Source organism: Geodermatophilus sp. CPCC 205506, from assembly GCF_051383635.1.
Classification (GTDB): Bacteria; Actinomycetota; Actinomycetes; order Mycobacteriales; family Geodermatophilaceae; genus Geodermatophilus.
In genome coordinates this window covers 51,710-72,963 of sequence record NZ_JALPKP010000025.1, presented here as the reverse complement: position 1 = coordinate 72,963, position 21,254 = coordinate 51,710, and the positions used below count along the sequence as shown (strand labels likewise).

The window sequence follows — 21,254 nt, the reverse complement described above, 5'->3', positions numbered from 1 at the left end:
ACAGGACCGTGAGGGCTCATCGCTGTGTTTGACGAACGCCATGCTGACCGCGTCCGGCGAGCGCTCGGGCAGTACAGATCTGGGACTGCCCAGGGTCTGGTTGACCCGGTCGGGTAGGTGGAGTCAGGCCGCGTGAAGGGCCTGGGTCAGTGTCTCGAACTCGATGGGGGTCAGTCGTCCGAGGGCGTCTTGTCGTCGGCGGCGGTGGTAGGTCTTCTCGATCCAGGTGACGATCGCCAGGCGGAGTTCGGCTCGGGTCTGCCAGCGCCGGCGGTTGAGGACGTTCTTCGTGCTGTCGAGTCCCACACGCCGGCATGTCCGCGCAGTTGCCACGGTGGACATGCTGCACGCGGCGAGCATGCTGCCGCTGTTGTGGTCGCCCCGGTACCGCGGTGCCGCCCTGGTCAGTGGCGGGTATGCGGCCTTCTATGCGGCCACGGCCCCGGCCATGGCCCCACGTTAGTAGAGCGGTAGGCCCACCCATCCGAGCGCATACACGACCACTCAGCTCTGCTCGCTCGATACTGGGTGGCCTTGACCGCCAGCGGGGCTAGTGCGTGAGCTGCGATCACGCCGGAGGTCAAGGCCCGACCACGGATCCGCAGCCGCGTCGTCAGGTCGGCGAGGTCGACGGCGCTGGCCTTGCCGCTGCGCAGTCCGGCGCCGCTGAGCAGGTCGCCCGCGGCCGCGGGCGCCGTAGCCGACGTTCGCACCGCCGATTATGTCTGACCGGCCTTCTTCCTCAGCTCGCCGAAGCCGAGGACCGGCTTTGCACGTACCGACCGGAGTCTTGGCTCTAGACGTGTCCCAACCGATACTTTGACCTGTCGATGGCGCCGCCCGGCGTACTAGATTCACCGCCCCATCCGGGCCGCTGGTTCAGTGAGCTGGGCGGCGTTCTCGCGGTGGCTGTGCGCCACGACGCTCTCGGGTAACGATGTCGCGGTGTCGAAGCGTGAGCGCATTGATCCGGACGTCGTGCATCGCGATGCCCAGGGTGCGGTGCTGTCCGGTCCCGCCCGGGGCGCCGGCGTCTCCGACCTCATAGCAGCGGCAGCCCCCAGTCACGTTCTGGGCCCGTTCACGCCGGACGTCACCCTCGACCTCGCCGTCACGGCGCTCGACTTCGCCTGCCCGCCGGCGCGGAGCCGCTGGAGTACGAGGGGTTGCGCGAGCGTTACCTGCCCGAGGTGACGTTCCGCGGCCGGGGTCGAGCACCGCAACAGCGAGTACGCCCTTTACGCGGCTGCCTGCATGCGCGGCGGCCTGCGGCCCCACCTGTTCAGCGATGCGGGCTGGTGGCAGACCCCGCTCTGGTAGTACGCCGTGTATGCCGTCGTCATCTATAACCGTGCGGCAGCCGAGCGCCTCGCTGTCCCGGTGGAGGAGGTCGGTTGGCGGGTCGCCGCGCGGCCTCGAGCTCGCGGCGTGACCCCGTTGTGGTCCCGGAGCAGGCCCGTGAGAGACGAACGAGGGCATCGACCTGGCCGTATTGGGGTGCCCGGCGTGACCCATTCATGACCCACGCAGCGGAAAACAGGGGGCATGAAAGGATTCAAACGGGCGCTAAGGAGGCTCCTCCAGAGCTTCTGCAGTTGGCCTAGCAGGCCGATGACCTGCGTTTTTGCGTGGAGCGGGTGACCGGGATCGAACCGGCATGGCCAGCTTGGAAGGCTGGGGCTCTACCATTGAGCTACACCCGCGGAGGTGCCCGCACAGCGTAGCCGCCCGCGGTCCAGCCCTCCGACGGCGCCCCGCACCACGGGCCTCCAGCCGGAATCCCAGCACCACAGCAACGCCCGCGTGAGGGCGGAACGCATGGCTTGCCCCTGAGAGTCTGAGGGCTAAGACTCCTGCCATGGGTGGAGAAGCCGTATGACGACCCCCACCACGGCGGCCGTTCCCTGGACGCGGTACGTCGGTGCCTGGCTGGGCATCGGGAGCTCCCCGGGTGCGCTCGTCCTGGGCGCGCAGCTGGTCGACCGCCAGGGCGGCGCTCTCCCTCTCGTCTGGCTGGTCGCGGGTGCCGTGCTCATGGGGACTCTGCTCGTCCTCCAGGGTCAGCTCGGCCTGCGCCCGCCCCGCGGACAGGGCGCGACCTTCGTGGAGGCCAGCCGCAGCTACCTCCCTCCGCGAGCGCGGGTCGCCGTCGGGCTGCTCGTCACCTGCGGGATGGTCGGCTGGGTCGGGTTCGGTGTCGGCATCGGCGCGGAGTCGCTGGGCCGCGTCACCGGCCTGTCGTCCTGGCTGTGCGCCGTCGGACTCGGGGTGGTCGCCCTGCTCCTGGTGTCGGCCGACGTCCGGCGGTGGAACGTCGTCGCGGTCGCCACCACGCTGATCACCCTGCTGCTGGCCCCGCTGCTGTTGCTGAGCCTCGACCGGGTCGAGGCGCCGGTCACCACCACGTCCGCAGGCGGCGGCGAGGGGGTCGTCGTGCTCGCCGCCTGCGTCGGATACGTCGCGGTCTTCATGCTGCGCTCGCCCGACTTCTCGGCCGGCCTGCCCCGACGGCGGAGCCTCCTGATCTGCGTCGCGGCCCTCGTCGTCCCCGCCATCGGCCTCTGCCTGGTCGGCGCCGCGATGAGGCTCTCCGTCGGCAGCGCCGCCGATGCCAGCCTGGCCGGGCTCTCCGACGTCCGGTGGGCCGGACTGGCGGCCGGCGACCTGCTCATCGTCCTGGCGGTCCTCGCCCCCACCGTCACCTCGGCGTTCTCGGGCGGGCTCGCCCTGCAGGTCTTCACCGGCCTGGCGGCGCGGCGGGGCATGGCGGTCGTGGCCCTCCTCGGCATCGCGCTCGGCGTCGCCGGGTTCCACCGCGAACTCCTGCCGTGGCTGGCCCTGCTCGCCGGGGTGGCGCCGCCGATCGCCGTCCCGTTCTGGCTGGAGACGGCGCGGCGCCGGCGCGGACGCGCCGCACGGACCATCGCCACCTGGACCTGGCTCCCGGCGTCGATCGGTGGGGGAGTGCTCGTCGCGGGCGGGGTGTCGTTCGCGCCGCTCGCCGCCCTCGCGGTCGCCGCGCTCGTCTCCGTGGTGTGGGCGACGGCCTCCTCCTGACCCGACGGCGGGGGGAGCGACGACCCGCGGGGCGCTCTTGACCGCGTGACGGCCATCACCTAGGAATGCCTTGCTGCATGACTTCTGAGCGCAAAGAGAACGAAACAACTCCAGGGCACAGTGGGCATCCACGCGGCCGGCCACACCGGAGCCGCCCAGCGCTCACCACGCTGAACCGCAGGGAACGGAGTGGACATGGACTCGCAGGTCGTCGGGATCGTCGGGGCAGGGATCGGAGGTCTCTCCGCGGCCATCGCCCTGCGCGGGCTCGGGCGCGAGGTCGTCGTCTTCGAGCAGGCCTCGACGTTCGGCCGGGTGGGCGCCGACATCAACCTCACGCCCAACGCCGTCCGGGCCCTCGACGGCCTGGGTGTGGGGGAGGCCCTGCGGACGACGGCGGCGCGGCCCACCCACCGGATCAGCCGCACCTGGGACTCCGGTGCCGAGACCTCCCGGCTGGAGATGGCCGACACCGCCGAGCGGCAGTACGGCTCGCCGCAGCTGACGATGCACCGGGCCGACGTGCTGCAGGCACTCGAGGACGCGCTCCCGGACGACGTCGTCCGGCTGGGGAAGCGGTTGTCGGCCCTGCACGACGACGCCGGCCGGACCGTCCTCGAGTTCACCGACGGGAACACGGCGACCGTCGACGTCCTGGTCGGCGCCGACGGGATCCACTCCGTCGTCCGCGAGGCGGTGTTCGGGCCCGAGCAGCCGGAGTTCACCGGCGTGGTGGCCTACCGCGCGGTCGTCCCGGCCGACCGGCTCGACGTGCCGAACATGGACGCCTTCACCAAGTGGTGGGGCCCCGATCCCGCCACGCAGATCGTCACCTTCCCGCTCAACCGGGGCCAGGACATCTTCGTGTTCGCGACCCGCCCGCAGGACTCGTGGCGGGAGGAGTCGTGGACCGCGCCCGGTGACGTGGTGGAGCTGCGCGAGGCCTACAAGGACTTCCACCACGAGGCCCGCGCGCTGCTCGACGCGTGCGACGAGGTGCTCAAGTCGGCCCTCTACGTCCGGGATCCGCTGCCGACCTGGTCGGCGGGCACCCGGACCCTCCTCGGCGACGCCTGCCACCCGATGATGCCGTTCATGGCCCAGGGGGCCGGCATGGCGATCGAGGACGCCGTCGTCCTCGCCCGCGCCCTGACGTCGTGGGCGCCGCGGGAGGCGCTGGCGCGCTACGAGGCCGCCCGGCTCCCTCGGACCGCCCGCATCCAGATCGGCTCCCGCGGCAACGAGTGGCTCAAGGAGTCCGGCACGGGCGACTGGGTCTACTCCTACGACGCCTGGTCGGTCCCGCTGGACTGAGCCGACCGGCGACGGCCGCGACAGCACGCGCCGACCTCGAACGACGCAACATCGCAAAGAATCTTTGCGCTCAGGTATTGACTACTCGGGGATCTCCCCGCGACCATTGATCCGGCGATGTGGTCCAGCTCACCAGAGATCGCGTCGCAGCTCAGGTCACGTCCTCCCACTCGCCACGACGGCCGCCCGAAGAGACATCCGGGCAGGTCAGGGGCCGGGACGGAGGGCTGCGGCCGGTGTCCGCCCCGGATCGACGGGGCCGCGGGGAACAGTCCCAGCCCGCCGACCACGAGGAACTGGATGTGTCCAACGACCAGCGCGGCAGCCGCGCGGTGATCCAGCACGACGCCGGCCCCTCCGGGCCCGGCCACGGGAAGGGAGACCAGGCATGAAGCTGCAAGCCGAAGCTCGTAGCGGCCGGTCGCAGGTGGTCCTGGGCGTGGTCGGCGTCGTCGGCAGCGCGCTGCTGGCCGAGCTGGTCCTGCGTTCGGGCCTGATCGACGTCCCCGGACTCCCGCTGCCCAGCGGGGTGGTCCAGGGCGCGATCGACCTGTTCCCGGACGCGGTGTTCTGGGAGCAGGTGCTGTTCACCCTCGGCGAGTGGATGCTCGGCCTGCTCGTCGCCACCGTCGCCGGCGTCCTCATCGGTGGGCTGATGGGGGCCTTCCGGAGCGCCTTCCTGGCCTTCGAGTGGCCGGTCGAGGCGTTCCGCGTCCTGCCCTCGGTCGCGGTGGGACCGATCCTGGTCCTGCTCCTGGACCCGGGGATGCTGCCGCTGGCGCTGACCGTGGCGCTCTCCTGTGTCTGGCCGATCCTGCTCAACACCATGTACGGCGTCCGGAGCACGGACACCACGGCGGTGATGACCGCCAAGACCTTCGGCAACAGCGAGATGGGCGTGCTGCGGAAGGTGAAGATCCCCAGCGCCCTGCCGTTCGCCTTCACCGGCGTCCGGATCGCCGCCTCGATCGGCCTGCTGGTCGCCGTCAGTGCCGAGCTGCTGATCGGCAGCGGCAACGGGATCGGCGGCTACATCCTCGAGAACACCGCCAACGCCACCAACCTCGACCTCGTCTACGCGGCCACGCTCGTCGCCGGCCTGCTCGGCGTCCTGATCAACCTGGTCATGGCCAAGCTCGACGACGTCCTGTTCGGCTGGAAGAAGGGGCTCGCGCAGTGACCATCCAGCAGCACGGCACCGACCGTCCGCACGTGCCGCTCAGCGCGCCGGAGTCGGAGGCGGTCGAGGAGCAGGCCGCGCAGCCGACCCCCAGGTCGGCTCGCCGGGAGCGGGCCGGCTTCGCCTGGCCGGTGACACTGGTCCTGCGGCTGGTCGTCCCGGCGGCCATCCTGCTGGTCTGGTGGCTCCTGTCGACCTCGACCCGCATCGGCCTGTTCGTCGTCGACCCGCTGACGGCGTTCCAGCGGTTCTTCACCGACTTCCTCTCCACCGACCCCTCGCGCCTGTTCCTGGGCGACGCGACCTTCGACCACCTCTTCCCCAGCGTCGGCCGTGCCCTCGCGGGCCTGGCGATCGCCATCGTGGTCGGCGTGGTGGTCGGGGTGCTGCTGGGCATCTCGCCGGTGCTGACCGCGCTGTTCCAGCCGCTGGTCCACCTCGGGCGCTCGCTGCCCTCGCCGGCCCTGCTCGGGGTCTTCTTCTTCCTCTTCGGCACCGGCGCCTCGCCGAAGATCTTCCTGATCGCCTTCAGCATCGTCTGGCCGATCCTGCTCAACACCATCGACGGCGTGAGCTCGATCGGGGCGGTCCGGGCGCAGGCGGCGCAGGTCTTCCGGATCCCCGGGCGCGACGTCCTGTTCCACATCGTCCTGCCGGGGGCCTCGCCCAAGATCTTCGCCGGCATCCGGACGTCGCTGTCCCTGTCCCTGATCCTGATGATCATCTCGGAGCTGCAGAAGTCCGAGAACGGGCTGGGCTACCTGCTCATCCAGTCCCAGCGGAACTTCGACTACGGCGGCTTCTGGTCGGTCCTGGTCGCGCTGGTGATCCTGGGTGTGCTCTTCAACATCATCTTCAAGTTCGTCGAGCGACGCGCGCTCGCCTGGCACCGAGGAGCGACTCAGCAGGATGACTGACAACACCGTGCCCACCACGAACCAGACCGAACTCCAGCTGGACGCCGTCTCCAAGAGCTACGGCCCGAACATGGCGGTGCGCAGCATCAGCGCCGACGTGCCGGCGCACAAGATCAGCGTCATCGTCGGCCCCTCCGGCTGCGGCAAGTCGACGCTGCTCCGGATCATCTCCGGCCTCGACACCCCGACCTCCGGGGGCGTCACGTTCGAGGGCGCGCCCGTCACCGGGGTGCCCGACGGCCTGGCCATGGTGTTCCAGGACTACTCGCGCTCGCTGTACCCGTGGATGCGGGTGGACAAGAACGTGGCCTTCCCGATCAAGCACCTGCCTGCCAAGGAGCGGGCGGAGCGGGTGCGGTTCGCCATCAACGAGGTGGGCCTCTCCGGCAAGGAGAAGCTCTACCCCTGGGAGATGTCGGGCGGCATGCAGCAGCGCGTCGCGATCGCCCGGGCGCTGGCCAGCCACCCCAAGCTGCTGCTGATGGACGAGCCCTACGCCTCGGTCGACGCGCAGACGCGAGCCGACCTCGAGGACCTGCTCATGCGGATCCAGCAGGAGCTGGGCATCACCGTCCTCGTCGTCACCCACGACATCGACGAGAGCGTCTACCTGGCCGACCGCATCTTCGTGCTCTCCGCCCCGCCCAGCGTGGTCAGCGAGGTCATCGAGGTCGACCTGCCCCGCCCGCGCGACCACATCACCACCAAGACCGACCCGCGCTTCGTGGAGATCCGCGGGCACGTGACCCGGCTGCTGCGCACCCCGGGGAGCGTTCCGCAGGAGGTGGCCTGACGGGTCGCCGAGGCAACCCGCAGGCGTTGACAGCGAGCGTGCCGTCCGTCACGCTTGACCCGATAGTTGAGTGCAAAGATTCTGAGGCCGGAGGTATTGGTATGAGGTTCCGAAGCGCGGTGACGGGGATGGCCGTCGTGGCGACGCTGGGGTTGTCCGCGTGTGGCTCCGACGAGCCCGCCGCGGGTGGCGGGGAGGGCTCCGGCGACGGTGGCCTGGAGACGACGGAACTCACCGTCGGGTCGCTCCCGCTGGCCGACTACGCGGCGCTCTACTGGGCCCAGGAGAAGGGCTTCTTCGAGGACGAGGGCCTGACGGTCACCCTCGAGCCCGTGCAGGGCGGCCCGATCGCCGCGCAGAACGTCGCCGCCGGCCAGCTGGACCTCAGCTTCTCGAACACCATCTCGACCTCGATCGCGACCCAGACCGGGCTGCCGATCAAGACCGTCGTCCTCACCAGCGCGCTCGGCCCGGGCGGCCTGTCGGTCTACGTCCCACCGGACTCCCCGGTGCAGACCCTCGAGGACCTGAACGGCAAGACCATCGGGATCAACGCGACCAACAACATCGGCGACGTCACCCTGCGGAACCTGCTCAACGAGGAGGGCCTCGAGGACGTCGAGCCGACCTTCGTCGAGGTCCCGTTCCCGGAGATGCTGGCCGGTGTCCAGTCCGCCTCCATCGACGTCGGCTACTCACCCGAGCCCTTCTCCTCGGCCGCTCTGGGTGCCGGCATGCGTGAGGTGGTCGACCTCGCCGACCCGAACGGTCCCAACGCCGGCCTCGCGGTCTCCAACTTCATCTCCAGCGACGCGTTCATCGCCGAGAACCCGAACACGATCAACGCGTTCATCCGCGCGATGTACGCCGCCGGCGGGGACATCGAGGCCAACGAGCAGGAGTTCCGCACCTGGCTGCCGGGCGTCGCCAACGTGCCCGAGGACGTCGCGCAGAACATGGCCCTGCCCGACTTCTTCGCCGAGACCGACGTCGAGCAGATCCAGCGGGTCGTCGACATCCTCGTGGAGCAGGAGCTCCTCGAGGAGGGCTACGACGCCGCCGAGTTCACCTACGTGCCCGAGGGTTCCTGACCGATGTCACTCCCTGCCGAGGCTGCGGCTCGCACCCCGGACGCCGGCCCCACGGCCGGCGCCCGGGGGGCCGGGCCCCGCGTGGCCCTGCTGGGCTACGGGGCCATCGGCAGGACCGTGGCGCGGGAGCTCCTGGCCGGTGCGGTCGAGGGCGCCACGCTGGTCGCCGTCGTCAACCGGTCGGAGCTCTCCGCCCCGCCGGTGCCGCAGATGAGCCTGGAGCAGGCCATCGAGGCCTGTGACGTGGTGGTCGAGTGCGCCGGCGCGTCCGCGCTGCTCAGCGCGGTCGAGCCGGTCCTCACCGCCGGCCGGGACCTGCTGGCGACCTCCATCGGGGCGCTGATGGACCCGAGCCTGCGGGACCGGCTCGACCAGCTCGGCCCGGGCCGGCTGCGCTGCACCCACGGCGCGGTCGGCGGGCTGGACCTGCTGGCGTCGGCCGCGGCGGTCGAGCGGCTGGACGAGGTCGTCCTGCGCACGACGAAGCAGCCGGAGTCCCTGCTCCAGCCCTGGATGGACGAGGCGGAGCGGCGCCGGCTCACCGGGGCGACGGGGGACGTGCTGGTCTTCCGGGGCACCCCGGCCGAGGCGGCCCGGCTCTTCCCGCAGTCGCTCAACGTGGCCAGCGCGCTGGCCCTCGCGGTGGCCGACCCCGAGGGGGTCGTGGTGGAGCTGCACGCCGACCCCGCGGCGGAGCTGGTCACCCACCGCATCGAGGCCACCGGGCGGTCGGGCACCTACGTCTTCCAGGTGCAGAACCGCCCGAGCGCCGACAACCCGAAGACCAGCGCGGTGGTGCCCTACTCGCTGCTCCGGACCCTCCGGGGGATGACGGCCAGGCCACCCCTCATCGCCTGAGCCCGACGTGCCAGACCGACGTCCCGAGGACACCGAAGGAGACCAGATGATCGACGAACTACAGGTCGTGGACGACCCGGCGCGCACGGCCGCCGCCCCGGCCGAGCTGCAGGCGCTCCTGACGGACGAGATCTTCGTGGCCGGCCGGTGGGAGCGCGGCACCGGCGACCTGATCGAGTCGGTGGACCCGTCCACCGGTGTGGTCTTCGCCACCCTGCACGGCGCGACCGCCGCCGACGTCGACCGCGCGGTGCGCGGTGGCCTGCAGGCCGTCGCCGACACCGGGTGGGCCGACCTGCTGCCGCACGAGCGGGCGCGGGTGCTCTACCGGATCGGCGACGCGCTGGACCGGAACGCCGACCTCGTCTCGGCGCTGCAGACGCTCGACACGGGCAAGACCCGCACCGAGACGAAGGCGCTGTGCGTGAGCGCGGCCAACACCTTCCGCTACATGGCCGCGAGCCTCGAGACGATGACCGGGGACGTCACCCCGTCCCGCGGCCCGTTCCTGACCTTCGCCACCTGGGAGCCGATGGGGGTCGTCGGGGCCATCACCCCCTGGAACTCGCCGATCGCCAGCGACGCCCAGAAGATCGCCCCCGCCCTCGCCGCCGGCAACGCCGTCGTGGCCAAGCCGCCGGTCTGGGCGCCGTGGGTGACCCTGTTCCTGGCCCGGCTCGCGCAGGAGGCCGGACTGCCCGACGGTCTGCTCTCGGTGCTCCCCGGGCCGGGGCGCGTCGTGGGGGAGGAGCTGGTCTCCCACCCGCAGGTCAGCAAGGTGACCTTCACCGGCGGGACGTCGACCGGGCGGCACCTGGGGTCGATCGCCGCCCGCAAGATCATGCCCGTCACCCTGGAGCTCGGCGGCAAGTCGCCGACGATCGTCTTCCCGGACGCCGACCTGGACCAGACCGTCGCCGGCCTGGTCTACGGGATCTTCTCCTCGAGCGGTCAGAGCTGCATCGCCGGTTCCCGGATCTTCGTCCACCGCGACGTCCACGAGGAGCTGGTCTCCCGGCTGGTCGCCGCGACGGAGCGGCTGGTCGTCGGGCCCGGCGGGGACCCCCGCACCCAGGTGGCCCCGATGATCACCCACTCGCACCGCGACTCGGTCGCGAAGATGGTGGACGACGCCGTGGCCGGCGGGGCCACCGTCCTGTGCGGCGGCCGGATCCCCGACGACGAGGCGCTGGCCGTCGGCGCCTACTACCTGCCGACGATCCTCACCGACGTCCGCAACGACGACGTCATCTGCCAGGAAGAGATCTTCGGGCCGGTCGCGACGCTGCTCGTCTTCGACGACGAGGACGACCTCGTCGCGCAGGCGAACGACACCGTCTTCGGCCTGGCCTGCGGGATCTGGACCGCCGACTTCCCCCGCGCCTGGCGGGTGGCCCGCGCCGTCAAGGCCGGCACCGTCTGGATCAACACCTACAAGCAGTTCAGCATCTCCACCCCGTTCGCCGGCTTGAAGGAGAGCGGCATCGGGGTCGAGAAGGGCCGGGAGGGGATCCGGTCCTACATGCACCAGAAGAGCATCTACGTCGACCTCAGCGGGCGCCCTCTCCCGTGGGCGAACCTGCAGGGGGAGGAGCGATGAGCAGCGCGCACCCCTACAGCCCGGCCTTCGCCGTCGGCGACCTGGCGTTCGTCTCCGGAGCCCTGTCGGTGGACCCCGAGGGGCACGCCGTCCAGGGGCGCACCGAGGCCATCGAGGCCGCGATCGCGCGCCTCACCGAGCGGCTGGCCACCGTGGGCATGCAGCTGGCCGACGTCGTGAAGACGACCTACTTCGTCACCGACGTCAGCCTGCGCGACGAGGCGAACGCGCACTACGAGCAGGTCTTCGCCGAGCCGCGGCCGGCGCGCAGCTTCGTCGAGGTGGCCGGCCTCCCCTACGGGGCCACCGTCGAGATCGAGGCGATCGCGCACCGGGGCCGCGCGCACTGACCGCGCGGCGCCGACCAGCACCGACACCCCACCCCGGACCACCGGCGGCGACACCGCCCGCCGGGACACAGGAAGGAACAACGCAGTGACCGAGCAGACCGCAACGCCCGAGGCGACCCAGACCACCGACCTCGAGGCCCTCATCGACTCCTGCCTCGCCACCGCGGAGAGCCGCTACGAGGACTGGGACACCCTGGGCTTCCAGGCGGCCGCCGGTGGCGACCGCTTCAAGCGCGCGCAGATCCGCTACATCGGCTCCGGCGCCACCGGCGACCACTCGGCCGACAGCCGGACGCTGGCGGCGGAGCACTTCACCTTCTCCAACATGCGGCTGCCCGCCGGCGCCGTCGGCCCGGAGCACACCCACCACGACGTGGAAGAGGTCTTCTTCGTCCTGGAGGGCACGCTGGAGGTGGCCGTCCACGACGTCGAGGACGGCACCAAGAAGGCCGTGCGCACCCTCGGCTACCGCGACCTGATCCGCGTCCCGGCCGGCGTCCCGCGCTCGCTGAAGAACGTCGGCGACACCGACGCCCTGATGTGCGTGATCATCGGCACCCAGAAGCCGCAGCTGCCGACCTACCCGCCCACCTCGGAGATGTACGGCGTCACCCGCTGAGCGGGCGCCCCATCCGCAGGTAGCGAACGAGGAGTCGGAGCATGGAGAGGAACCTCGCGGGCGAGGCCGGGCAGCACGTGCTGCGGGTCCAGCAGAAGACCTGGGAGGCCGACGGCATCACCAGCGTGACGCTGGTCGACCCGTCCGGGGCGGCGCTGCCGACCTGGAAGCCGGGTGCGCACCTGGCGCTGCACCTGCCGAACGGCCTCGTCCGCGAGTACTCGCTGTGCTCGGATCCCCACGACTCCAGGAGGTGGACCGTGGCCGTGCTGCGCACCGCCGACTCCCGCGGCGGCAGCTCCTACATCCACGACTCGCTGCCGGTCGGTGTGCACATCGTCGTCGACGGCCCGCGGAACGCGTTCCACCTCGAGGACGGGCCCAAGCACTTCCTGATCGCCGGCGGGATCGGGATCACCCCGATCCTGCCGATGGTCCGGGAGCTCGAGGCCCGCGGAGCGGAGTGGTCGCTGCTCTACACCGGCCGCAGCCGGCAGACGATGGCCTTCCTCCCGGCGGTCGACCAGCTGCCGCGGGAACGGCGGCACGTGCACGTCGACGACGAGAGCGGCCGCTACCCCGACCTCAAGGCGATGCTGCACAGCCAGGACCCGCGCACGCTGGTCTACTGCTGCGGCCCGACGCCGCTGATGGACGCGGTCGCCGAGGGCATGGAGGACCCGAACCTGCTCCGGCTGGAGCGGTTCAAGGCCCCCGAGCGGGAACTGCCCCCCGGCACCGTCGACGAGGCGTTCGACGTGGTCCTGAACTCGACCGGCGAGCGCATCCCCGTCGGCCCCGACGAGTCCGTGCTCGAGGCGCTCGAGGCCGCCGGCGTGGACGTCCCGTCCTCCTGCGCCGAGGGCATCTGCGGGACCTGCGAGACCACCGTCCTCTCCGGCGAGGTGGACCACCGGGACTTCCTGCTCACGCCGGAGGAGCACGAGGCCGCCGGGACGATGATGGTCTGCGTCTCCCGTTGCCGCGGCCGCGAGCTCGTCCTCGAACTCTGAAGAAGGACCCAGCTGCCCCCCGCCACTCGCAGGTTCGCGGCGGGACCCCGCAGGTGGGCCGCCGCCCGACAGGAGATCCCATGCACTACGCCGACACCCCCGTCGTCCGGCTCCGCGCGCTGCGGTCGGTCACCCTCGGAGTGCCCGACCCGGTCACCTCCAAGGACTTCTACAGCGAGGTCTGGGGGCTGGGCCTCACCGAGGCCGACAGCGACCGGTTCTGGCTCCGCGGCACCAGCGACGACCACCACATCCTCAAGCTCCAGAACGCCGCGCAGAACTCGCTCGGCGGGGTCACCTTCGCCGTGGCCACGCCGCGCGAGATCGACGACGCCGCCCGCGCGCTGGAGCGGCTGGGCATCCCGCTGCTGCGCGAGCCCGGTCCCTCCGACGACGCCGCCGGCGGGTACGGCCTGGCGCTGGTCGACCCGGAGGGCCGGGTCGTGGAGCTCGCGGCCGACGTGCACGCCGTCCCCCGGCGGGACGAGCGGGGCTACGCCGCGCTGCCGCGCAAGCTGGCCCACGTCGTCCTGAACACCGTCGACATCGACCGGGCCACCGCCTTCTACAGCCAGGTGCTGGGCATGCGGGTCTCGGACTGGTCGGAGCACCAGATGTCGTTCCTGCGGTGCAACCCCGAGCACCACGTGATCGCCTTCAACCAGGCACCGTGGGCCTCGGTCAACCACGTCGCCTACGAGATGGCGTCGGTCGACCACTTCATGCGGGGCATCGGCAGCCTCAAGGTGCACGGCATCACGCCGCAGTGGGGACCGGGGCGGCACGGCCCGGGGGACAACACGTTCTCCTACTACACCGACCCGGCGCAGCTGGTCTGCGAGTACACCTCCGAGGTCATCCAGGTCGACGAGGACGCCTGGTTGTGCCGCACCTGGAAGCGGACGCCGGAGCTCTCCGACCAGTGGCGCACCGCGGGCCCGCCGACCTCCACGGTCCGCTCGGCCATGGCCGGCATCCCCGACCCGGGGGCCCGGGAGCTGGTCGACACCAAGCCGGACTACTTCCTCCCGGTCGAGGCCGACAACGGTGCCGGGCTCGGCGTCGGGGTCGAGGCCTGACATGCCCGTCGTCTCCCGCATCCGGACCGCCGGCGGCCTCTCCCTCACCGACGAGGGGACCGGCCGCGCGGTGCTGCTGCTGCACGGCATCGGCGGCAACGCCCGCTCGTGCGCGCCGGTGGGCTCGGTCCTGGCCGGGCACGCGCTGCGCGCCCTGTCCTGGGACGCCCCCGGATACGGCGAGTCGGCCGACCCGGCCGGCCCGGCGGACGTCGACCACCCCGCGCGGGTGTGCGAGGTCCTCGACGAGCTGGGGCTGGACCAGGTCGACCTGGTCGGCACCTCCTGGGGCGGGGTGATCGCCACCGTCGTCGCCGCCCGGTACCCGGAGCGGGTGCGCTCCCTGGTGCTCGCTGACTCCACCCGCGGGTCGGGCACCAGCCCGGCCAGAGCCGCGGCGATGCGGGCCCGGGTCGCCGACCTCGTCGAGCAGGGGCCGGCGGCGTTCGCCGCCGCGCGCGCTCCGAAGCTGGTCGCCCCCGGCTGCGACCCCGTCGTCGCCGAGGCCGTCCGCGCCGAGATGGCGCGGGTGCGGCTGCCCGGCTACCAGGGCGCCGCGGAGTTCATGGCCGCCACCGACACCGCCGGGCTGCTGGCCTCGATCGAGGTGCCGACGCTGGTGCTGGTCGGCGAGCACGACACGGTGACCGGCGTCGACGAGTCCCGGCTGCTGGCCGCGACCGTGCCCGGCGCCAGGTTCGTCCTGGTGCCCGGCGCCGGGCACGCCGCGGTCACCGAGCGCCCGCACGAGGTCGCCGCGGCGCTGCTCGACTTCTGGGGCCTCGCATGAGCCGCCTCAGCGTCGTGACCGGCGCCGCCCGCGGGCTCGGCCGGGTGATCGCCGAGGTGCTCGCCGCCGAGGGCGACCGCCTGGTGCTCGGCGACATCCGCGGCGAGCTGCTGGCGGAGACGGCCGCGGAGCTGCGGGCCGGCGGCGCCGAGGTGCACGCGCTCACCGTCGACATCGCCGACCCCGCCTCGGTGGCGGCGCTGGCCGAGTGCACCGCCGAGCTGGGCGGGGCGGACGCCCTGGTCAACAACGCCGCGCTGGCCGACGGCGTCGGTGGCGACACCTTCTGGGAGCTCGACGTGGCGGCCTTCCAGCGGGTCATGACCGTCAACGCGCTGGGCACCTGGCAGGTGGCCGCGCGGCTCGTGCCGCAGATGCTGGCCAAGGGCCGGGGCGCGGTGGTCAACGTCGCCTCCGACACCGCCATCTACGGCTCCCCGCGGCTGGTGCACTACGTGGGCTCCAAGGGCGCGGTCATGTCCATGACCCGCACGATGGCGCGCGACGCCGGCCCGCACGGGGTCCGCGTCAACGCCGTCGCCCCGGGGCTCATCCGGGTCGAGGCGACCGAGACCGTGCCGGCCGAGCGCTACCAGCTCTACGCCGACAACCGGGTGCTGCCCCGCGAGCAGACCCCGCAGGACGTCGCCGACCTCGTCGCCTACCTCCTGTCGGACCGGGCCGGCTTCATCACCGGCCAGGTCGTGGCGGTCGACGGCGGCTTCGTGATGCCCCAGTGATGAGGAGCTGAGATGGACCTGGGACTGGACGGCCGCGTCGTCGTCGTGACCGGAGCGAGCTCCGGGGTGGGCCTGGCCACCACCCGCTACCTGGTCGCCGAGGGCGCCCGGGTGGTCGCGTCGGCCCGCGACCTGGACCGGCTGCGGCGGGTCGTCGACGAGCTGTCCGGCCCCGGCCGGGTGCACGCCGTCTCCTGCGACGTCGTCGACCGGGACTCGGTCGAGGCGATGGTCGCCGAGGGCGTCGCGGCCTTCGGCGGGGTGGACGGCGTGGTGTGCAACGCCGGCCGCTCCCTGATGGCCCCGATCGGCGACACCACCGACGAGCAGATCCGCGAGGAGCTCGAGCTCAAGGTGTTCGGCGCCTGGAACGTCATCCGGGCCGCGCGCAAGCACCTGGCGGCGTCCGACGCGGCCTCGGTGGTCAACGTCAACGCGATCCTGGCGCGCCAGCCCGAGGCGCGGCTGGCGGTCACCTCCGCCGCACGGGCCGCGCTGCTCAACCTGACCCGCACGCTGTCCCAGGACCTCGGGGCCGACGGCATCCGGGTCAACACGGTGGCGCTCGGGCTGATCGACACCGGCCAGTGGCGGCGCCGGTACGAGGCCGCCGGCACGTCCCGGAGCTACGAGGAGTGGAGCGCCGAGATCGCCGCCGACCGCGGCATCGCGCTGGGCCGCTTCGGCCGGGCCGAGGAGGTCGCCTTCCCGATCGTCACCCTGCTCTCGCCGCTGTCGAGCTACTGCACCGGCGCCACCATCGACGTCGGTGGCGGCGTCTCCCGATACATCTGACCCGACTGCGACAGGACCTCCGCGCCATGACCAGCACCCCTCGCCAGCCCACCGGCGGTGACGTCCTCGTCGCCGTCATGAAGCGACACGGCATCGACACCGCCTTCGGCGTCATCAGCGTGCACAACCTGCCGCTGGTCGAGGCCGTCGCCCGCGAGCTGACCTTCGTCGAGATGCGCCACGAGGCCGCCGTCGTCAACGCCGCCGACGGTTGGTCCCGCGCCACCGGCCGCATCGGCGTGGCACTGACCAGCACCGGCACGGGGGCGGGCAACGCCGCCGGGTCGATGGTCGAGGCGCTCACCGCCGGCAGCCGGGTGCTGCACATCACCGGCCAGATCGACTCCGAGCACTACGACGCGGCGGCCACCGGCCCCTCGCGCGGCGTGATCCACGAGTTCCCCGGTCAGCTGAGGATGCTCGAGGCGATCTCGGTGTTCGCGGCGTCCGTGCCGTCGGCCGACCGCGCCGAGGCGGTCCTCGAGGAGGCCGTCGCCGCGATCACCAGCACCCCCGGCGGCCCGGCCAGCGTCGAGTGGCCGTCGGACCTACAGTACCTCGCCCGCCCCGACGAGCAGCAGCCGTTCGTCGCCGAGCCGGCCCCCGTGCCGCACCCGGACGACGACGCCCTCGACGCGGCCGCCCGGCTGCTGGCCGCCGCGGAACGACCGCTGCTCTGGGTCGGTGGCGGCGCGGCCGCCGCCGAGGCGGAGCTCACCGAGCTGGCGCACCGGCTGGGCGCGGGCGTGCTCACCAGCAACTCGGGCCGGGCGATCATCCCCGAGGACGACGACCTGGTGATCGGCAACTTCGCCAGCACCCCGTCGGTCACCCCGCTGCTGGCCGAGGCCGACCTGGTGCTCAGCATCGGCACGCACTTCCGGTCCAACGAGACCCGGAGCTACCACCTCGAGCTGCCCAAACGGCACGTCCAGATCGACGTCGACCCGGCCTCGGTCGGGCGGGTCTACCCGGCCGACGTCGGGCTGGTCGGCGACGCCGCCCCGGTGCTGGCCGCGCTGCTCGAGCGGGTGACCGGCACCGCCACCGAGCCCGGCTGGCGCGAGCGGGTGCGCGCCGTCCGGGAGCAGGTCCGCGCCGACCTGTACGGCTACATCGGCGGCTACGCCGACATCTGCCGCGGGCTGCGCACCGTCCTGCCCCGCGAGGCGGTCGTGGCCCGCGACGTGACCATCCCGTCGAGCCAGTGGGGCAACCGGCTCCTGGAGTTCTACGAGCGCAGCTCCAACATCTTCCCGCTCGGCGGCGGCATCGGTCAGGGCCTGGCCATGGGCATCGGCGCGGCCGTCGGCCGGCCGGAGGTCCCGACGGTGGTCATGGCCGGCGACGGCGGCCTGGCGGTGCACCTGGGCGAGCTCGCCTCGCTCGGCGGCACGCGGGCGTGGGTCGTCGTCCTGGTGTTCAACGACGGCGGGTACGGCGTCCTGCGCAACATGCAGCGGGCCAACGGCTTCGACGTCACCGGCGTCGACCTGTTCACCCCCGACTTCGGGCTGCTGGCCCGGTCGATGGACATGCCGTACTGGCTGGTCCGCGACGCCGGCTCGTTCGAGTCGGTGCTCCGCGAGGCGGTGGCCGAACACCGCCCCGTGATGATCGAGGTGGACGTGACCGCCCTGGAGCCCAAGCCCGGCGCCTTCACCCCGCCGGTGCACATCCCCACCACCACCGGAAGGGCGTGAGCATGACCCTCGAACAGCCTCCCGCCGAGCAGGGCGACGACCTGACCGCCGGCATCCTGTGCCTGCGCGCGGGCGCCGAGCCCGCCGACTGGTTCCTCGACCAGGTGCACGCCCTGGGCGCCGTCGAGTGGGCACCCGCCGGGGAGCCCGACGACGAGGCCTGGCTCGCCCAGGCGGTCGAGGCGGTCACCGAGCACCACGGTGCGAGCCCGGTGCACGTGATCGCCGCGGGGACGGCGGTGCCTCGGGCGCTGCTGCTCGCCGCCCGCCGGCCCGACCTGGTGATCAGCGTCCTGGCCGGGGACCCGGAGGTCGACGAGTCCGACCCCGGCTACTGGGAGCTGCTGCGCCAGGTGCACACGCCCACGTTGGTGGTCGTCGCCGCGCCCCGGCCGGACAGCGACATCTCCCAGGCCCAGACCGTGGCCGGCGGCATCGACAACGGCGTCATGGTCGTCGTCGACGGCACCACCGCGCCGGTGCACCGCAGCAACCCCCACTCGTTCGCCGAGTGGGTCACCGCGTTCATGTCCATCGCCGAGGGACTCCGCACCCTCACGCCCCAGCCCAGGGAGGAAGCACGTGCCTGAGCAGTACCTGGAAGAACACCAGACGCACCCCGACCCGATCAGCCCGTACGAGCAGAAGCTCTCCGGCGCGATCATGGAGGTCTTCGGGCGTGGCGTGCACGACCTCCCGGGCCTCATCGAGGGCCTCAACGGCCTGGGTCTGAACGCTCCCGACGGGAGCTCCTGGAACGAGGACAACTTCCGCGCCGAGATGCGCCGACTGGGAGACTGAGATGACCGACGTCAGCACCAAGCCCGCCGCTCCGTCCCGGCCCCGGCCGATCAAGACCCCCAAGGTCGTCGGCACCCGCCGGGCACTCTCCGTCGAGGAGATCGCCGCCACCGGGCTGCGGGACCGCTGGTACCCCTTCCTCCCGTCGCGCTTCGTCGGCGCCGGGGAGATGGTCAAGGTCAAGCGACTGGGGGTCGACTGGCTGCTGTTCCGCAACGCCCAGGGCACGATCTCCGTGCTCGAGGACCGCTGCCCGCACCGCAGCGCCCCGCTGTCGGTGGGCCAGCACCTCGGCGACCGGGTGGCCTGCAAGTACCACGGGGTCCAGGTGGACGGCACCGGGACGGTGGTCTCGGTGCCCGGCATGCCCGGCTGCACCCTGGAGGGCAAGAAGGCCACCGTGTCGCTCCAGGTGGTCGAGGCCGCCGACACGATCTTCGCCTTCGTCCCGCTCACCGAGGAGTCGACGCCGACGGAGTTCGTGCTGCCCGACCGGCTCAAGGACCCCGCGGTGTCCTGGTTCTCCAACTTCGCGGAGTGGGCCGGTCCGTGGCGGTTCTACATGGACAACGTCCTCGACCCGATGCACGGCGCGTTCCTGCACCGCGACTCGCACTCGATGTTCGGCGGCGACACCTCGGCCCGGTTCCGGATCCGCGAGACCGACCGCGGCTTCTTCTTCGAGAAGACCGACCAGCGCGGCGTGAACTTCGACTGGGTGGAGTTCTGCCGCGGCTCGATGGACTACGTCGACCTCGAGATCCCCTACGCCCAGAGCGCCGGCCCCGGCGGGGTGTTCGGCATCGTCGGCATGGCGACCCCGATCGACGAGGACAACTCGGCGATCTTCCACTGGCGGACCCGCCGGGTGGAGGGCTGGGAGCGGGAGGTGTGGCGCTTCCTGTACCGGACACAGCTCGAGGCCAGGCACTGGGCGGTGCTGGAGCAGGACCGGGTGGTGCTGGAGGCCCTGGCCGCCGATGCCGACGTCGACGAGCACCTCTACCAGCACGACCTGGGCGTCTCGCGGATCCGCCGGATGTACCGGGCCGACGCCAAGGCGCAGGCCGCGCAGCTGGTGTCCGCACCCGGTGCCTGAGGCGAACGCGTCGTCGGGGACGGCCGAGGCCGTCCCCGACGACGGGACGATGCTGCTGACCGTCTTCCTGCGGCACGACCAGACGCAGAACCTCGAGCAGTTGCAGCGCAAGCTCGACGACGCCGACTGGTGGCACGGCTTCCCGCCCGAGGGGTGCGAGGTCGTCTCCTGGGTGGTCGCGATGGGCGTCGGCCAGATCGTCACGCTGCGGCTGCCGGCCGGCCGGCTCGCCGCGGTGAACGTCGAGCTGGAGCGTCGCGCCTGGGGTGTCTTCCACACCGACTTCTACCCGACCTACGACTTCGCCCCGGTGCGCGAGCGGCTCACCCGGGAGTCCGACCAGCGGAAGGGGCGCGGATGAGGGTCAGCGCGGAGTCGGTGCCGGAGCCGCCCCGGCCGGGCATGTTCAGCAACGCGCGGGTGCACGGCGACCAGTTCTTCCTGTCCGGCATGCACGCCGGCGGGCCGGACGGCCCGGTGGGCGGGGCGGACGCCTACGCGCAGGCGCGGGAGACCTTCCGGCGGATCAGGGAGCTGACCGAGGCCTGCGGCGCGCGGGTGGACGACATCCTCGTGCTGCGCGTGTACCTGACCGAGATCGACGACAAGGCCGCGGTCGGCCGGGCACGTTCGGAGGTGTTCTCGGGCGACTTCCCCTGCTCGACCCTGGTCGAGGTCTCGGCGCTGGTCGATCCGGGCCTGAAGGTCGAGATCGAGGCGCAGGGGGTCATCGGGAGCGCCGGCGGCGGGGGCTGAGCAGGTGACCCCGCGGCCGCCCGTCGCGCCTCACCCGATGGGAGCAGGTCCTCACTCTCTGTCCCGGAAGTTCCGGGGCGGAGAGATAGTTCAGTGGAAAGATGTCTGCAGGCGGGGCGCCGCCGCACAGCTTGAGGAGACCCCATGACCTCCGCACCGTCCACGTCCCGGGATGCCGTGGACGACATCATCGGCCAGTGGGCCCGGGTCCGACCGAGCCTGGACGTCTCCGCCATGGAGGTCTTCGGCCGGCTGCACCGGAGCTTCCTGCTCTACCGGTCCGCGATCGCCGACGGGTTCGCCGAGGTCGGCACCAGCGAACCGGGGTTCGACGTCCTGGCGGCCCTGCGGCGGTCCGGGCAGGACCACCGCCTGAGTGCCGGGGAGCTCGCCCGCCGGACCCTGGTCACCACCGGGGGGCTGACCCTTCGGGTCAAGCGCCTGGAGCGCGAGGGGCTCGTCCGCCGGGAGCGGGACCCCGACGACAACCGCATGGTCTACGTGGAGCTCACCGACGCCGGCCGCGAGATGGTCGACCGGGCCGCCGACACCCACTTCGGCAGGCTCACCCGGATGCTGGAGAAGCTCAGCCCCGACGAGCGCGAGGACCTGGCCCGGCTGCTGGGCCGGCTGTACGAGTCCCTGCAGGCCACCACCGGCCTCGAGGAGGTCGGCGAGGACGCCGTCGCCGAGCGCTGA

Annotated in this window: 22 protein-coding genes, 1 tRNA gene and 1 pseudogene; 22 read left to right on the top strand and 2 right to left on the bottom strand. The window is 72.2% G+C overall.

Annotation, left to right across the window (positions count from 1 at the left end; translation table 11 throughout):
* Positions 1–123 precede the first annotated feature (123 nt).
* Both MY520_RS15575 and MY520_RS15570 read right to left on the bottom strand, forming a co-directional pair.
* A pseudogene (locus MY520_RS15575) lies at positions 124–288 on the bottom strand (IS3 family transposase); the annotation flags it as partial.
* Positions 289–1,629: 1,341 nt separating this feature from the next.
* Positions 1,630–1,703: transfer RNA gene (locus MY520_RS15570), tRNA-Gly, on the bottom strand.
* 172 nt (positions 1,704–1,875) lie between these two features.
* On the opposite strand from MY520_RS15570, the gene MY520_RS15565 reads away from it, so the two are divergent.
* From MY520_RS15565 to MY520_RS15460, 22 genes are all read left to right on the top strand, one after another.
* Positions 1,876–3,057, top strand: a complete 1,182-nt coding sequence (locus MY520_RS15565) for a hypothetical protein (protein ID WP_436693254.1) — start codon at positions 1,876–1,878, stop codon at positions 3,055–3,057.
* A 195-nt stretch (positions 3,058–3,252) separates the two neighbouring features.
* Positions 3,253–4,371, top strand: a complete 1,119-nt coding sequence (locus tag MY520_RS15560) for an FAD-dependent monooxygenase (protein ID WP_436693252.1) — start codon at positions 3,253–3,255, stop codon at positions 4,369–4,371.
* A 388-nt stretch (positions 4,372–4,759) separates the two neighbouring features.
* Positions 4,760–5,551: an ABC transporter permease gene (locus MY520_RS15555; protein WP_436693250.1), complete on the top strand. Its 792-nt coding sequence runs from the start codon at positions 4,760–4,762 to the stop codon at positions 5,549–5,551.
* A complete protein-coding gene (locus MY520_RS15550; protein WP_436693248.1) occupies positions 5,548–6,468 on the top strand; it encodes an ABC transporter permease in 921 nt (306 codons plus the stop codon). Before MY520_RS15555 ends, MY520_RS15550 begins: the two co-directional genes overlap by 4 nt.
* On the top strand, positions 6,461–7,261 hold the full coding sequence (locus MY520_RS15545; protein WP_436693246.1) for an ABC transporter ATP-binding protein: 801 nt from the start codon (positions 6,461–6,463) through the stop codon (positions 7,259–7,261). Before MY520_RS15550 ends, MY520_RS15545 begins: the two co-directional genes overlap by 8 nt.
* 101 nt (positions 7,262–7,362) lie before the next feature.
* The gene (locus tag MY520_RS15540; protein WP_436693245.1) at positions 7,363–8,352 is read left to right on the top strand and encodes an ABC transporter substrate-binding protein; all 990 of its coding nucleotides are present in this window, start codon (positions 7,363–7,365) and stop codon (positions 8,350–8,352) included.
* Positions 8,353–8,355: 3 nt separating this feature from the next.
* Positions 8,356–9,210 (top strand): aspartate dehydrogenase domain-containing protein, encoded by an 855-nt coding sequence (locus MY520_RS15535; protein WP_436693243.1) that lies wholly within the window; start codon positions 8,356–8,358, stop codon positions 9,208–9,210.
* A gap of 46 nt (positions 9,211–9,256) precedes the next feature.
* Positions 9,257–10,810 (top strand): aldehyde dehydrogenase, encoded by a 1,554-nt coding sequence (locus tag MY520_RS15530; RefSeq protein WP_436693241.1) that lies wholly within the window; start codon positions 9,257–9,259, stop codon positions 10,808–10,810.
* Positions 10,807–11,160: a RidA family protein gene (locus MY520_RS15525; RefSeq protein WP_436693239.1), complete on the top strand. Its 354-nt coding sequence runs from the start codon at positions 10,807–10,809 to the stop codon at positions 11,158–11,160. The genes MY520_RS15530 and MY520_RS15525 overlap by 4 nt, the downstream gene beginning before the upstream one ends.
* An 85-nt stretch (positions 11,161–11,245) precedes the next feature.
* Positions 11,246–11,779 carry a cupin domain-containing protein gene (locus tag MY520_RS15520; protein WP_436693237.1) on the top strand — a complete coding sequence of 178 codons (534 nt, stop codon included), beginning with the start codon at positions 11,246–11,248 and terminating at the stop codon, positions 11,777–11,779.
* 41 nt (positions 11,780–11,820) lie between these two features.
* Positions 11,821–12,792, top strand: a complete 972-nt coding sequence (locus tag MY520_RS15515) for a PDR/VanB family oxidoreductase (RefSeq protein ID WP_436693235.1) — start codon at positions 11,821–11,823, stop codon at positions 12,790–12,792.
* 80 nt (positions 12,793–12,872) lie between these two features.
* Positions 12,873–13,871, top strand: a complete 999-nt coding sequence (locus MY520_RS15510; RefSeq protein ID WP_436693233.1) for a VOC family protein — start codon at positions 12,873–12,875, stop codon at positions 13,869–13,871.
* Position 13,872: 1 nt separating this feature from the next.
* A complete protein-coding gene (locus tag MY520_RS15505; protein ID WP_436693231.1) occupies positions 13,873–14,661 on the top strand; it encodes an alpha/beta fold hydrolase in 789 nt (262 codons plus the stop codon).
* On the top strand, positions 14,658–15,401 hold the full coding sequence (locus tag MY520_RS15500) for an SDR family oxidoreductase (RefSeq protein ID WP_436693229.1): 744 nt from the start codon (positions 14,658–14,660) through the stop codon (positions 15,399–15,401). Before MY520_RS15505 ends, MY520_RS15500 begins: the two co-directional genes overlap by 4 nt.
* A gap of 12 nt (positions 15,402–15,413) precedes the next feature.
* Positions 15,414–16,196 carry an SDR family oxidoreductase gene (locus tag MY520_RS15495; protein ID WP_436693228.1) on the top strand — a complete coding sequence of 261 codons (783 nt, stop codon included), beginning with the start codon at positions 15,414–15,416 and terminating at the stop codon, positions 16,194–16,196.
* Positions 16,197–16,222: 26 nt separating this feature from the next.
* On the top strand, positions 16,223–17,899 hold the full coding sequence (locus MY520_RS15490) for a thiamine pyrophosphate-binding protein (RefSeq protein ID WP_436693226.1): 1,677 nt from the start codon (positions 16,223–16,225) through the stop codon (positions 17,897–17,899).
* 2 nt (positions 17,900–17,901) lie between these two features.
* Complete coding sequence (locus tag MY520_RS15485; protein ID WP_436693224.1) at positions 17,902–18,489, top strand: alpha/beta fold hydrolase; 588 nt, start codon at positions 17,902–17,904, stop codon at positions 18,487–18,489.
* Positions 18,482–18,700 (top strand): recombinase-like helix-turn-helix domain-containing protein, encoded by a 219-nt coding sequence (locus tag MY520_RS15480; RefSeq protein ID WP_436693223.1) that lies wholly within the window; start codon positions 18,482–18,484, stop codon positions 18,698–18,700. The genes MY520_RS15485 and MY520_RS15480 overlap by 8 nt, the downstream gene beginning before the upstream one ends.
* 1 nt (position 18,701) lies before the next feature.
* Positions 18,702–19,799 carry a Rieske 2Fe-2S domain-containing protein gene (locus MY520_RS15475; RefSeq protein ID WP_436693221.1) on the top strand — a complete coding sequence of 366 codons (1,098 nt, stop codon included), beginning with the start codon at positions 18,702–18,704 and terminating at the stop codon, positions 19,797–19,799.
* Positions 19,792–20,160, top strand: a complete 369-nt coding sequence (locus MY520_RS15470; protein WP_436693219.1) for a hypothetical protein — start codon at positions 19,792–19,794, stop codon at positions 20,158–20,160. The genes MY520_RS15475 and MY520_RS15470 overlap by 8 nt, the downstream gene beginning before the upstream one ends.
* A complete protein-coding gene (locus tag MY520_RS15465) occupies positions 20,157–20,555 on the top strand; it encodes a RidA family protein (RefSeq protein WP_436693217.1) in 399 nt (132 codons plus the stop codon). The genes MY520_RS15470 and MY520_RS15465 overlap by 4 nt, the downstream gene beginning before the upstream one ends.
* A gap of 144 nt (positions 20,556–20,699) precedes the next feature.
* Positions 20,700–21,254, top strand: a complete 555-nt coding sequence (locus MY520_RS15460) for a MarR family winged helix-turn-helix transcriptional regulator (RefSeq protein WP_436693215.1) — start codon at positions 20,700–20,702, stop codon at positions 21,252–21,254.